This window comes from Halorubrum saccharovorum DSM 1137 (genome assembly GCF_000337915.1).
Taxonomy (GTDB): Archaea; Halobacteriota; Halobacteria; order Halobacteriales; family Haloferacaceae; genus Halorubrum; species Halorubrum saccharovorum.
The window spans coordinates 143,276-157,039 of the sequence record NZ_AOJE01000060.1 but is presented as its reverse complement, the minus strand read 5'-3'; the positions used below and the strand labels follow the sequence as shown (position 1 = coordinate 157,039).

Genomic DNA, 13,764 nt, shown 5'->3' with positions numbered 1-13,764 from the left:
CGTTGTGGCAAGTTTTAACCCGACCGTATCCGCCTGATCGATCATGATCCCCTTGCAGGCGGCCACCCGGGAGACGTTCTGGACGATCGGTCCGGTCGGGAAGGCCGCGTTCTACTGGCTCGCCGCGGTCGCGATCCTCGTGTTCCTCTACGGGGTGTACGCCCGGTTCGCGGCGTACGCCCGCGGGAGCGAGGACCCGCGCGACCGGCTGTCCGACCTCCCCGCCCGGACGGTCGCGGCGACCAAGACGGTGCTCTCGAACGAGAACCAGTTCGACCGCGACCTGTACGCCGGCGTGATGCACACGTTCGTGCTGTGGGGCTTCCTCACGCTGCTCGTCGCGACGACCATCCTCGGGTTCGACATCGACGTGTACCGCCCGATCGCGGGCGAGTCGTTCTGGGTGGGCGAGTTCTACTTAGCCTACCAGTTCGTCGTCGACGCGTTCGGCCTGCTGTTCGTCGTCGGCGTCGGCATGGCGATGTACCGCCGGTACCGCGAGCGCGACGGGCGGCTGTGGGGGAAACACACCTCGCTGGAGGACGACGCGTTCGTCTGGACGCTCTTCCTCCTCGGCGTCGGCGGCTTCGTCGTGCAGGCGCTCGGCATCGTCGGCCAGCCCGCGCGGGCCGACGAGACGGTGAGCTTCATCGGCATGGCGATGGCCGCGGGGTTCCGGTGGGGCGGGCTGACGGCCGGCGGTGCCGAGGCGATCTACGGCGTCGTCTGGTGGAGCCACTCGCTGCTCGCGTTCGCCTTCATCGCGTGGATCCCGTACGCGAAGCCGTTCCACATGATCTCCTCGTTCGCGAACGTCGTCGCCCGCGACGAGAAGGCGGGCGCCCGGCTCCCGAACATCCCCGCCGACCTCGATCACACCAACGCCGAGTCGTTGGAGGACTTCACCTGGAAGGAGCTGCTGGACGGCGACGCCTGCACGAAGTGCGGGCGCTGTACCGACGCCTGCCCCGCCGACACGGTGGGACGGAACCTCGACCCGCGGGACGTAATCCTCGACCTGAAGGCGTACCGCGAGTCCGTGAGCGACGACGCGGTCGCGGGCGCAGGCGGCGGGAGGTCGGTCGCGACGGACGGCGGCGTGACCGACTCCGGCGCCGTCAACGACGGCGGGACGGTCCCCATCGTCGCCGACGAGGGAGGCGTCATCGCGAGCGAGTCGATGGAGTCCTGTATGTCGTGTATGGCCTGCATGGACGCCTGCCCCGTCGACATCGAACACCTCACGTCGTTCACCAAGATGAACCGCCAGCTCGTCGACGAGGGGGCGGTCGACTCGAACCTCCAAGACGTGTTCCAGGACGTGATGCAGAAGGGGAACGCCTTCGGCGAGTCGCAGTCGGCGCGCGGCGACTGGGCGGACAACCTCGACGACATCGAGGTCGCGGACGCCCGCGAGCGCGAGGTGGAGTACCTCTGGTACGTCGGCGACTACCCGAGCTTCGACGACCGGAACAGGAAGGTCGCGCGGGCACTGGCCCGGCTGTTCGACGAGGCCGACGTGTCGTTCGGGATTCTCTTCGACGACGAGAAGACCGACGGCAACGACATCCGCCGGATCGGCGAGGAGTTCCTCTACCTCGAACTTGCCGGTCACCACGTCGAGACGTTCGCCGACTGCGAGTTCGACTCGATCGTCTGTACGGACCCGCACTCGTACAACACGATCGAAAACGAGTACCCCGAGGTCGACTTCGCGGAGTTCGCCGACGACCCGATGATGCCGTTCGACCGCGAGGAGCCGTGGAACCCGGAGGGGGAGATCGACGTGTTCCACTGGACGCAGGTGGTCGAGGAGCTGGTGGCGGACGGACGGCTGAACCTCTCCGGCGACGAGCTCGACTACACCGTCACTTACCACGACCCGTGTCACCTCGGCCGGTACAACGACGAGTACGAGGCGCCCCGCGAGCTAATCTCCGCGACCGGCGCCGACCTCTACGAGATGCCGCGCTCGCGCGAGGACTCGTTCTGCTGTGGCGGGGGCGGCGGCGGGCTGTGGACCGAACACGACGAGGACGTGAAGCCGAGCGAAGAGCGCCTCCGCGAGGCTGTCGAGGACACCGACGCGGGGTCGGCGATCGAGAAGTTCGTCGTCGCCTGCCCGATGTGCACGACGATGTTCGAGGACGGGCGGAAGACGGGGGACTTCGAGGAGGACGTGGAGATCGTCGACGTCGCCGAACTCCTGATCGAGGCGGTGGAAGCGGGGACGGGAGAGGCGGAATCGGTCGGGACGGTCCCGTAGTCGCGCCGCGGCCCGCGTCTCAGGGAGACGACGGCGACCGCGACTCGACCGCGTCGTCGATCCGACCCAGCAGCGCCCGCCCCGGCGCCCGGTCGCGCACGGGCGCGTCGCCGAGGTAATCGACCAGGGCGTCGCGGAGGAGGACGGCGTCGCGGGGCGCGAGCGGGCGGCCGCGCTCGATGCGACGGATCGGTCGGCACTGTTCGGGGGCGTCGTCACCGGCGTCGACGGCGGCCTCGCCCGCGTCGAGGAGCGCGGCGTGGGCGACCCACGCCTCCTCGTGCGACAGCGAGAGCGTGATCGAGTCCCCGGTCGTCGGTGGGGCCATCGTCCGGGTCTTCGCACGGAGGGTCTTAAAAATACGGTCGAACCGCCGGACGGGCGACGACGGCGGGGATCGGGGTTTCCGACCGATCTATATAGAATATATAGCACCGGGGAGCGGTACTGGGTCGCTTGTACCGCTCATAGCATACTACTTAACCGGAACACACCCACGGTCAGGTGATGGCATCAAGCCACGACGCGGATACCGAGGGGATCACGCGGCGGAAAGCACTTTCGGCGCTCGGCGGTGCCGGCGCGCTGGCGCTCGCGGGCTGTACGCAGAGCTCGGGGGACGGCGGCGGCGACGGCCTTTCCGGCTCGATCAACATCGCCGGCTCCTCGACCGTCTTCCCGCTGATGAGCGCGATCGCGGAGGACTTCGCCGCGGACCACGACCAGGTCTCTATCGACATCAGCCCTACCGGCTCGGGCGGCGGGTTCTCCAACTACTTCTGCGTCGGCGACACCGACTTCAACAACGCGAGCCGGCCGATCCAGCCCGCGGAGGAGGAGCGCTGCGCGGAGAACGGCGTCGAGTACGTCGAGCTCATCGCGGCGACGGACGCGCTCACGATCGTCGTCAACCCCGAGGCCGACTGGATCGACCACCTCACCGTCGAGGAGCTGGCGACGATCTGGGAGGAGGACGCCGTCGAGACCTGGGACGAGGTCCGCGACGAGTTCCCGAACGAGGAGATCAACCGGTTCGGCGCCGCCGACACCTCCGGGACGTACGACTACTTCATCGAGGCGATCTTAGAGGAGCGCGGCCACACCAGCGACTACCAGGCGACCGAGCAGGACAACTCGATCGCGCAGGGCGTCTCGGGCAGCGAGTACGCGATCGGCTACTTCGGCTTCGCGTACTACTACCAGAACCCCGACCAGCTCAAGGCGCTCGGGATCGACGCCGGCGACGGACCGGTAGAGCCGAGCCTCGAAACGGCGTCCAGCGGCGAGTACACGCCCCTCTCACGGCCGCTGTTCACCTACCCCTCGATCGAGTCGCTCGGCAAGGAACACGTCGCCGAGTTCGCCCGCTACTTCGTCGAGCAGACGACGAACGAGGACCTCGTCGCCGGCGACGTGGGGTACGTGCCCGCGACCGAGGAGACCCAGGAGGAGCAGATGGAGATCCTCGAAGACGCCATCGAGCGGGCGCAGGAGTAACGTCCGCTATGAACCGGTGTATTGATTTACGACAGCGTTCGATACCCGACCGGTTGTGACAGATAGTACCGAGAGTCCCGATCTCCAGCGTCGGAGCGGGCTCAGACGACTGAAGGAGGGAACCTACGGTGGCCTCTTCGCCGCGTGTGCGGCGATCACCCTACTCACGACGGTAGCGATCTTCGTGACGCTGCTGTCGGACGCGGTGGTGTTTTTCCAAGAGATACCGATAGCCGAGTTCCTGACCGGCACCAACTGGAGCCCGAATCCGGCCGGCGGCGGGCAGGCGTTCGGCATCATCCCCCTGCTGATCGGGACGCTCGTCGTGACGGTCACGGCGGCGTTCATCGCGCTCCCGGTGGGAACGCTGACCGCGATCTATCTCAGCGAATACGCGACGCCGAACGCGCGCTCGATACTGAAGCCGCTCTTGGAGATCCTCGCCGGCATCCCGACGGTCGTGTACGGCTACTTCGCGCTGGTGTACATCACGCCGGCGCTGAAGGCGACGCTGTTCCCGGAGATGAGCACGTTCAACGCGCTCTCGGCGTCGATCATGGTCGGTATCATGACGATCCCGATGGTGTCGTCCATCTCCGAGGACGCGATGAGCGCGGTTCCGGACGACCTGCGCCAGGCCGGCTACGGGCTCGGCGCGACGAAGTTCGAGGTGTCGACCGGGATCGTGGTCCCGGCCTCCATCTCGGGGATCGCCTCATCGTACATCCTCGCGATCTCTCGCGCCATCGGCGAGACGATGATCGTCGTCGTCGCGATGGGCGCGCAGGCGCGGATGCCGGCGGTGCAGGAGGTCGCCTTCGGGATCCCGTTCGTCAATCCCGCCGACGTGCTCCTGCAGTCCGGGATGACGATCACCGTCGCGATGGTGCAGATCGCCGGCGGCGACCTCACCGGCGGGTCGATCCCGTACGACTCGATGTTCGCGCTCGGCCTCACGCTGTTCGTGGTGACCCTCGTAATGAACGTGATCAGTGATATCATCGCACAGCGGTACCGGGAGGAGTACTGATGGCGACGGACAACGCGAACGCGGGCGGGTTCGGCGAGGTGAGCCGGCTTCGGGGGGTTGTCTTCGAGTACCTCTCCCTCGGCGCGAGCGTGGCCGGGCTCGTCGCGCTCGGCGTGCTCCTCGTGTACGTCACGATAGACGCCTTCGACCTGGCGAACGCCAGCCCGGAGTGGCTGCTGACGTACTTCCTCACCCTCGTCGTCCCGTTCCTCGCGTTCTGCCTGTACAGCGCGAACGATCCGACGGTGACCCGACGGGCCCTCGGCGCCCTCGGCGGCGGGCTCGTCGCCGTCGCGGCGCTTTTCACCGCGATCGAGGCGTTCGTCGCGCAGATCCCGCGGCTCTCCTGGCAGCTCGCGTACCTCTTCGTCGTCGCGACGCCGGTGACGGCGTACCTCGCGTACGTCGGGAGCCGCGGCCGGGTCGGCGCCGTCGGCTTCGGACTGATGGGCCGGCTCGTCGGCGGGGCCGCGCTCGGGCTCGCCGTCGGGACGCTGTTCCTGGTGTTCGACCCGCTGGTGTGGTTCCTCGCGTACACGCTTGGCGTCGTTCCGGCCGTCGCGCTGTACGCGTACGGCGCTCGGCGCTCGGCGCCGCGAGCGGTGGCCGCGGCGATCCCCGTCGGACTCGTCGGCGTCGTCGTCGCGGTGGTCCTCCGAGGAGTCGTCACCACGTACCCGTCGGATCTCATCATCTACGCCTGGACGCTCGCGGTCCCGATCGCGATCGCCGGCTGGCGCGTCGTGGCCGACCGCGGCAGCCGGGCCGCCGCGGTCGCCGCCGGGGGAGTGCCGCTCGCAGTCGCGGTCGCCGGCGGGTTCCTCGCCGGCGGTTTCGGCGTCCCCGGTCCCACCGCGCTGATCGTCCTCGTCACGGTCGGCGTGCCGACGGCGGTCTACGTTCACCGCGCGATCGACGAGGGTGACGGCGTGGTCGGCCTGGCGCTGCCGGTCCTCCTCGTCGGCGGCGCGCTCGTCGGCGCGCTCGTCGTCGAGGCGTGGGGCGTTCCCGCGCCCGACCCGTGGCTCGACGCTGGATACGTCACGGAGTCGCCGTCGAGCACTGCGATCGAAGCCGGACTGTACCCGGCGATCGTCGGCTCGGTGATCATCATCGCGCTGGTCGCGGTGCTGTCGTTCGTGCTCGGCGTCGGGACCTCCGTCTTCTTAGAGGAGTACATGCCCGAGAGCGGTGTCCTCGGGTCGCTGACGCGGCTGCTGCAGGTCAACATCGCGAACCTCGCCGCCATCCCGTCGGTCGTGTACGGGCTGCTCGGGCTCGGGCTGTTCGCGAACCTGCTCGGGTTCGGGCTCGGGACCGCGGTGACGGCCTCGCTGACGCTGTCGCTGCTCATCCTCCCGATCACGATCATCTCCGCGCAGGAGGCGATCAGGTCGGTCCCGGACGACCTGCGTCGCGGGTCGGACGCGATGGGCGCGACCCGGTGGCAGACGACGAAGAACGTTGTGCTCCCCGAGGCGTTCCCCGGCATCCTGACCGGAACGATCCTCGCGCTCGGGCGGGCGATCGGCGAGACCGCGCCGCTCCTCATGATCGGCGCGGCGACGACCGTGTTCAGCGCGCCGGACAGCCTCTTCAGCCGATTCAGCGCGATGCCGATGCAGATCTACGCGTGGGCGAACTTCCCGCAGGCGGAGTTCCGGTACGGGGTCGTCGCGGCCGGCGTGATCACCCTGTTGATCATCCTCATCGGCATGAACGGGACGGCGATACTGCTGCGGAACCGCGCGGAGCGGGGGAACTAACCATGAGTAACACAGAATCGAGCGACTCGCTCATCACGACGGACGTAGAGACCGGATCGAACGAACAGACCGCGACGACCGATCGGACGGCGGTCGCCGCGCGCGACCTGAACGTCTTCTACGGAGACGAACAGGCGATCGACGACGTGTCGATGGAGATTCCCGAAAAACGGGTGACCGCGCTGATCGGTCCCTCGGGTTGCGGCAAGTCGACGTTCCTCCGGTGTATCAACCGGATGAACGACATGATCGAGGTGTGCCGCGTCGAGGGCGACGTGGAGTTCGGCGGCAAGAACGTGTACGACTCCGACGTGGACCCGGTCGCCCTTCGGCGGAAGATCGGGATGGTGTTCCAGAAGCCGAACCCGTTCCCGAAGTCGATCCGCGACAACGTCGCCTACGGCCTGAAGATACAGGGGTACGACGGCGACGTCGACGAGCGCGTCGAGAAGTCGCTGAAGGGGGCCGCGCTGTGGGACGAGGTGAAAGACCAGCTCGACTCCTCGGGGCTCGACCTGTCCGGCGGGCAACAGCAGCGCCTCTGTATCGCTCGGGCGATCGCGCCCGACCCGGAGGTCATCCTGATGGACGAGCCGACATCGGCGCTCGACCCCGTCGCGGCCTCGAAGATCGAGGACCTCATCGACGACCTCGCCGAGGAGTACACGGTTATCATCGTCACTCACAACATGCAGCAGGCGGCCCGCATCTCCGACCGGACCGCGGTGTTCCTCACCGGCGGCCGACTCGTCGAGTACGACGACACGACGAAGATCTTCGAGGATCCCGAGGAACAGCGCGTCGAGGACTACATCACGGGGAAGTTCGGATAGATGCCGCGCGAGAACTATCAGGAGCGGCTCGACGAGCTCCGGGCCGACGTGGTCGCGATGGGCGAACTCGTCGGCGAGCGGTACGACACGGCGATCGAGGCGGCCGCGACCGGCGACGACGAGCTCGCCGAAGAGGTCATCGAGGGCGACTACGAGGTGAACGAGACGTACCTCGGCTTGGAGGAGGACTGCACTGAGCTGCTCGCACTCCAACAGCCCGTCGCGGGCGACCTCCGGTTAGTGGCCGCCTCGTTCAAGGTGATCACCGACCTCGAACGCGTCGCCGACCTGGCGACCAACCTCGCGGGCTACGGCGGCCCCGACGGGGGCGTCCACCCGGCCGTGGAGTTCCGCGATCTGGGCCAGGACGCCGGCGAGATGGTCGCCGACGCGGTCGCGGCCTACGAGGCGGGCGACGCCGAGGCCTGCCGCGAGATCGCGGCTCGCGACGACGAGTTCGACGAGCGGTGCCGGCGCGCGAGCGAGGCCGTGGTCCGCGAGCTGTTGGAGGCCGACCGCGCCCGCAACGAGTCGTCGACCGGCGAGACCGGCGACGACGCCGACGCGGAGGCGCTGGAGGCCTCGCTCGACGAGGTCTCTCGCGCGTTGCTCGCGGTTCGCGACCTCGAACGCGTCGCCGACCACGCGGTCAACGTGGCGGCGCGCACCCTGTACATGGTCGAGAACGACGACGAGCTGATCTACTGATGGGGACGACCCTCACGTTCATGTGCGTCCGCAACGCCGGGCGCAGCCAGATGGCGACCGCCTTCGCGGAGCGCGAACGCGACCGACGCGGCCTCGGCGACCGCGTCGAGATCGTGACGGGCGGCACGATGCCCGCCGACAGCGTTCACGACGTGGTCGTCGAGGCGCTCGCGGAGGTCGGGCTCGACGTGAACGGGCGAACTCCCCGCGAGATCGACGACGAGACGCTCGCCGCGTCCGACTTCGTCGCCACGATGGGCTGTTCGACGCTGGAGTTGGAGGGCGTCGACACCGACGACTGGGACCTGGAGGACCCGGGCGAGCGCCCGATCGAGGAGGTCCGCGATATCCGCGACGAGATCGAGCGGCGCGTGATCGCCGTCTTCGACGAGCGGTTCGGTGAGGACGCCGGCGAGCGGTAAGCGGGTCGCCGCTCCGAGAGGGAACCGCCGAGAAAGTCGTCCCGGTCGTCGGCCGAGTCGGGGCGGCTCGGCCGAGCGTCCGAGACGGGAGACGTACCGAGACGCTACGCGTTCGTGATGCTGATCTGGCGGTTGAGGTGGGATTCGATATAGTCGGTGTCGTACTCCCAGTTCGCGGACGGACCGCGGCCGCCGCCGGCGGGGTTGAAGGCGCGGCTGACCGCCCGCAGTTTGATCCGGTAGGCGCCCGGCTGGTAGTCCGCCGGCACCTCGAACACGACCGTTCGGTCGTGGTTCCGATCGCCGACCGACTGGTGCCAGTACGAGTACCGGTTCGGCGGACCGCCGCTAGACGCCGGCTGAGTCACCGGCGGATTCCGGCCGCAGCCGTGCGCCGACGCCCGCACGCTTCGGAAGTGTTCGCCCCACGCTCTGAACGTCACGCGGATACCGATTTTTTTCCCGGCCGGTCGCTTAATCTGCGGACACGACTCGGTGATGTCGTTCCACTCCTCGGGCGGTTCCGACGACAGTCCCCAGGAGAGACCGGTGATCTCGAGGTTCGGTCGCCGGTTGTCGACCGTGATCGTCGAGGCGGGCGAAGCCGTCGACAGCGGGTCCATGTTCGAGTCACCGAGCTGGAGCCGCACCTCGTAGGTGCCGTCCCGGTAGCCGCGCGTGTTCCAGTTCAGCACCCAGAACGGGAACAGCAGCGGGTTGTCGTTGAGCTGCTCGCCGTAGTACGACTCCAGGTACGGCACGTCGAGGATCGGGTACCAGCCGTCGGTCCCGGTCGGCTGGACGTGAACCGGATCGCGGCCGATCGCGGGCACGTACCACTCGTGGCCGGTGAACGGTTGCTCGGCGCCGCCCTCGTAGGAGTACAGCACCCGGTAGTACGACGCCTCCTCGAAGCGGTGACAGCCGTGCAGCTGCAGCGTTCCGGCGAACGGGGCGGTGCCGTCGAGACGACCGGCGGACGGGCCCGGCGGTTTCGGTCGGTTGATCCGCCGAGCGTAGCCGGAGCCGTCGTCGTAGACCGGGCTCTGGGTCGGCATCAGGCCGATGGACTCGATCGACGGCGTCTCGCACTCGACGTTCTCGGGCGTGAGCCCGTCGCAGGTCGGGATCGAGTTGGCGTCGTCGTCGGCAACGAGATCGACGTTCAGAGAGCCGCTCTCGTTCCACCGGACGTCGAAGAACCCCTCGGAGTAGATCGTCTCCCGCGCCCCGTCGCCGTCGACGTCCTGCGTGACGCGGAAGGTGATGTCTGGCACGTCGGCGAACGTCCGCCACTCCGGCACGAACACGTCGCGACACCGGAGGAACGGACCGATGTGTCGGTCGGGGTCGATCGCGGCGAGAACCTCGCGGTCGACCGGAATCTCGTCCCCGAGCAGTTCGAGCCGTTCGTCGGGGTCCGGACGCATGAACCCCTCCGGCAGCGGCGGATCGGGCGGGTCGGGGAACGCCGGCCGATCGAGCAGCGCCGCGGTCTCGGATTCGAACTCACCGAACTCACCGCGTTCTGAGCCCGCGCCGAGCCGCAACGCGATGTCTTCGCCGACGAGGTCGGCCGTGCGCTCGAACACGCCGGGATCGAACAGCCGCTCGGGCCGGGGGTCGGGGCGGGGCTGCGGCCGGGGGAAGGGGTTGGGTCGCGGCTCCGGCGGGATCACCGGATCCGGGAACACCTCGGGACGTTCCAGCACGTCTCGGAGCCGAGGTCGGACGATCTCGGGGAGGCAGACGCGTTCTCGGCGGAAGTCGAGGACGCGGTCGATGTCCCAGAGGGGGACGTGGACGCAGAACTCTCCGCACTCGTTGGTCGTCGTCGTCGCGACCGTCTCCCGCGTGCAGTCGAACGGGAAGAACCAGCCGTAGCCGAGGCCAGACGGGAAATGAGAGAGGAACGAGCAGTCGGTGTCCTCGACGTGAACGGTCGCGTTCGGAACGGGATGGTACTCGTCGGTTTCCGGATCGTAGGTGACGACGCGCCCGCAGACCTGCCGGAAGCCCAGTAGGTCGGGGTCGATCGCGAACTCCAACTGGTCGCGAACGTCGAGCGCCGTCGAGCCCTCCAGATCCAGCGGCACGTCGTCGGCCAGCGTCCGGATGTGGGTCAGTTGCCGCTCGGTCACCTGCCAGTCGTCCGGCGTGACGGCGTTGGGCTGTTTCACCGCAACACGGTCGTCGACGTCCGGACTGACCGTCGCTTTGATGTCGCGAGCGAGGATGTCGTCGAACATCGCGACGTCCCGGAGGTCTTCCTCCGTGGCCCCCTCCAGGTCGTCGAGCGTCTCGTAGCCGGCAACGCGGAGCGCCTTCGCTCGCTTGGGGCCGATTCCAGGGATCTTCTCTAGTTCGGGCGGGTCGTTTGTGGACATTGCTGGCACCCTTCGTCCTGCATTCAACAGGACAATTAGCTAATGTATTTTCATGATATATATTATTAACCCGGGTTTAGACAGACAACATACGGAGCGTTCGAAATTGTGAGCGTCGGGAAAGCGTCGCGTCGACCCCGCTCGGCGGGGACGCGCTCCGGGATCGCCGGCCGCTCACTCCGGGATCGCCGGCCGCGACGAACCGGACGTCCGGACGCGTACTTCGATACCGTCGGCGTCGGTGACCGCGATCCCCTCTTCCCGCTCGTCGACGGCGAAATCGGTGTCGCCCTCGGCCGCGGCCGCGTCGAGCCGCTGTCGCACGGCGTCCAGCGCGGCCGAATGGGGAACCTCGACTTCGAACCACGCGAGTCCGCGCCCCGCGGCCGGCGTCGTCCGCCCCTGCCACGTGTTCGCGCCGAGGTGGTGGTGGTAGCCGCCGGCCGCGACGAACCGGACGTCCGGTCCGGTCATCCCGACCTCGAATCCGAGGCCGTCGACGTAGACGGCCTCGAACGCCGACAGCGAGGTGACTTCGAGGTGCACGTGGCCCACGTCGGTGCCGGACGGCGCGCGGTCAGCGGGGCCCGAATCACCCGCCGCGTCGACGCGGTCCGAGTCACCCGTCGCCCCGGCGACGCCCTGAACGTCGAGCGGCTCGGTCGCCATCCGGACCGTCCCGTCGTCGTCGACCGGCCACTCCTCGCGGGGGCGGTCGCGGTAGATCTCCACGCCGTTGCCCTCGGGGTCGTCGAGGTACAGCGCCTCGCTGACGAGGTGGTCGGAGGCGCCGTCGAGCCGCCACCGGTCACGCACGCGCGCCAGCGCCTCGCCGAGCGCGGCCCGGGAGGGGACCCGGAACGCGGTGTGAAAGAGGCCGGCGTCGGTTCGGCCCCGCTCCGGGCGGTCGGGGTCGCGCTCCAAGACGAGCAGGGCGGTCCCGTCGACGCCGAGGATCGCTCGGTCGGCGTCGCGGTCGAGCACGGCGAGACCCACCACGTCGCGGTAGAACGCGGCCGTCTCGTCGAGGTCGGCGACCCGGAGCGCGGCGCGACCGATCTGCGTTTCGGCGGGAAGCCGGTCGTCGGGACCGTCGGGCGAGGCGTCGGTGTCCATGTGCGTCAGTACCGTCGCCGACGCGTTCAACGCGTCGGTCGCGGAAGGACGTCGGCGTTTCACCCCGACGCGGCCCGAACCGTCCTGAACGTCCGTTAGAATCAAGCGGTCACGCGACCGAGAGTCGGGTATGAGCGCCGAACAGGAGACGCGAGCCATCCGCTGTCTGGTCGCCAAGGTCGGTCTTGACGGTCACGACCGGGGAGCACACGTGATCGCGCGGGCGTTCCGAGACGCCGGGTTCGAGGTCGTCTACTCCGGGCTTCACCGCGCGCCAGAGGAGATCGTGCAGGCGGCGGTCCAAGAGGACGTCGACGTGCTGGGCATCTCCATCCTCTCCGGGGCGCACAACACGCTCGTCCCGAAGGTGATCGAGGGGCTCAAAGAGTACGACGCGTTCGAGGACACCCTCGTGTTGGTCGGCGGGATCATCCCCGACGACGACGAGGCGGACCTCAAGGGGCTGGGCGTCGCCGAGGTGTTCGGCCCCGGAACGCCGATGGAGGAGACGATCGAGTTCATCCGGAACAACGTCCCGGAGCGAGCGTAGATGGGCGGGACGGACGCAACCGCGCTCGGCGACGGAGACGCCGAGCTCGTCGAGGACCTCCTCGCCGGGAGCCATCGGGCGCTCGCGCGCGTCATCACCCGCATCGAGAACCGGTCGAGCGGCTACCGCGGGATCGTCGCCGCGCTCCACGAGCACACCGGCGACGCCGACGTGATCGGGATCACCGGGGCGCCCGGCGCCGGGAAGTCGACGCTCGTCGACAAGCTCGCCGCGGCCTACCGCGACCGCGGCGACACCGTCGGCGTCGTCGCCGTCGACCCCTCCTCGCCGTACACCGGCGGCGCGGTGCTCGGCGACCGGATCCGGATGTCGTCGAACGTCGGCGACATGGACGTGTTCTTCCGGTCGATGAGCGCGCGGGGCCAGCTCGGCGGGCTCTCGATGGCGACCGCGGACGCCGTGAAGGCGCTCGACGCCTTCGGGAAGGACGCGATCATCATCGAGACGGTCGGCGCCGGCCAGAACGAGGTCGACGTGGTCCGCACCGCCGACACCGTCGCGGTGCTCGTCCAGCCCGGCTCCGGCGACGACGTGCAGACGCTGAAGGCCGGCATCCTGGAGATCGGCGACGTGTTCGTCGTCAACAAGGCGGACATGGACGGCGCGGAGCGCACCCTCGCCGAGTTAGAGGAGATGGTCCACCGGCGCGAGAGCCCGACGAAGGGGCTCGACGGGGGACACCACGGGTTCGAGGTCCCGAACCACCCGGACGACGGAGCGGGACAGGGGGACGGGGACGGTGGAGACGAAGCCGACGGCGGGGACGGGGACGGTGGAGACGAAGCCGACGGCGGGGACGAGGCGCCGGAGTGGACCCCCGAAGTGCTCCGGACCGTCGCGAACACCGGCGAAGGCGTCGCGGAGCTGATCGAGACGTTCGACGCGCACGCGACCCACCTCCGCGAGTCGGGCGCGATCGAGTCGACGAAGCGCCGGCGCTACGCCGAGGAGATCCGAACGCTGGTCCGCTCGGACGTGGGCGCGCTCGCGGCCGCGGAGATCGAACGTCGGGGCGGGATCGACGCGCTCGCCGACTCGGTCAGGCGGCGGGAGACGGACCCGTACAGCCTCGCCGCGGAGATCGTCGATCCGATCGCGGAGTGCGTCGAGTCCGACGCGGGACGTGCCGACCGCGACGCGACGTGAGGGCAACGGCGTGCCCGCGAGC

At 68.8% G+C, this 13,764-nt stretch carries 12 protein-coding genes; 9 read left to right on the top strand and 3 right to left on the bottom strand.

Annotation, left to right across the window (positions count from 1 at the left end; genetic code table 11):
• The first annotated feature begins 43 nt into the window (after window positions 1–43).
• Window positions 44–2,266, top strand: a complete 2,223-nt coding sequence (locus C471_RS12015; protein WP_004049423.1) for a heterodisulfide reductase-related iron-sulfur binding cluster — start codon at window positions 44–46, stop codon at window positions 2,264–2,266.
• A gap of 19 nt (window positions 2,267–2,285) precedes the next feature.
• On the opposite strand, the gene C471_RS12010 is transcribed toward C471_RS12015, so the two are convergent.
• The gene (locus C471_RS12010) at window positions 2,286–2,594 is read right to left on the bottom strand and encodes a DUF7853 family protein (RefSeq protein WP_004049421.1); all 309 of its coding nucleotides are present in this window, start codon (window positions 2,592–2,594) and stop codon (window positions 2,286–2,288) included.
• A 179-nt stretch (window positions 2,595–2,773) separates the two neighbouring features.
• On the opposite strand from C471_RS12010, the gene C471_RS12005 reads away from it, so the two are divergent.
• The 6 genes from C471_RS12005 to C471_RS11980 are packed head-to-tail and all read left to right on the top strand — an operon-like array spanning window position 2,774 to window position 8,522.
• Window positions 2,774–3,763, top strand: coding sequence for a PstS family phosphate ABC transporter substrate-binding protein (locus tag C471_RS12005; protein WP_004049420.1), 990 nt, complete (start codon window positions 2,774–2,776; stop codon window positions 3,761–3,763).
• A gap of 55 nt (window positions 3,764–3,818) precedes the next feature.
• Window positions 3,819–4,793 (top strand): phosphate ABC transporter permease subunit PstC, encoded by a 975-nt coding sequence (gene pstC / locus C471_RS12000; protein WP_004049411.1) that lies wholly within the window; start codon window positions 3,819–3,821, stop codon window positions 4,791–4,793.
• A complete protein-coding gene (pstA, locus tag C471_RS11995) occupies window positions 4,793–6,559 on the top strand; it encodes a phosphate ABC transporter permease PstA (RefSeq protein WP_004049410.1) in 1,767 nt (588 codons plus the stop codon). Before pstC ends, pstA begins: the two co-directional genes overlap by 1 nt.
• A 2-nt stretch (window positions 6,560–6,561) precedes the next feature.
• On the top strand, window positions 6,562–7,392 hold the full coding sequence (pstB, locus tag C471_RS11990; protein WP_004049408.1) for a phosphate ABC transporter ATP-binding protein PstB: 831 nt from the start codon (window positions 6,562–6,564) through the stop codon (window positions 7,390–7,392).
• The gene (gene phoU / locus C471_RS11985) at window positions 7,393–8,100 is read left to right on the top strand and encodes a phosphate signaling complex protein PhoU (RefSeq protein ID WP_004049406.1); all 708 of its coding nucleotides are present in this window, start codon (window positions 7,393–7,395) and stop codon (window positions 8,098–8,100) included.
• A complete protein-coding gene (locus tag C471_RS11980) occupies window positions 8,100–8,522 on the top strand; it encodes an arsenate-mycothiol transferase ArsC (protein ID WP_004049404.1) in 423 nt (140 codons plus the stop codon). The genes phoU and C471_RS11980 overlap by 1 nt, the downstream gene beginning before the upstream one ends.
• Before the next feature lie 104 nt (window positions 8,523–8,626).
• Here the strand turns inward: C471_RS11980 and C471_RS11975 are convergent, their stop codons facing one another.
• Window positions 8,627–10,909 (bottom strand): helix-hairpin-helix domain-containing protein, encoded by a 2,283-nt coding sequence (locus tag C471_RS11975; protein WP_004049402.1) that lies wholly within the window; start codon window positions 10,907–10,909, stop codon window positions 8,627–8,629.
• 174 nt (window positions 10,910–11,083) lie between these two features.
• Entirely contained in the window at window positions 11,084–12,025 is a 942-nt protein-coding gene (locus C471_RS11970; protein ID WP_004049400.1) for a VOC family protein, read from the bottom strand.
• A 130-nt stretch (window positions 12,026–12,155) separates the two neighbouring features.
• Between C471_RS11970 and C471_RS11965 the strand changes: the two genes are divergently transcribed.
• Window positions 12,156–12,575 (top strand): cobalamin B12-binding domain-containing protein, encoded by a 420-nt coding sequence (locus tag C471_RS11965; protein WP_004049398.1) that lies wholly within the window; start codon window positions 12,156–12,158, stop codon window positions 12,573–12,575.
• The gene (meaB, locus tag C471_RS11960; protein WP_004049396.1) at window positions 12,576–13,742 is read left to right on the top strand and encodes a methylmalonyl Co-A mutase-associated GTPase MeaB; all 1,167 of its coding nucleotides are present in this window, start codon (window positions 12,576–12,578) and stop codon (window positions 13,740–13,742) included. It begins immediately after the preceding gene.
• The last annotated feature ends 22 nt before the right edge of the window (window positions 13,743–13,764 follow it).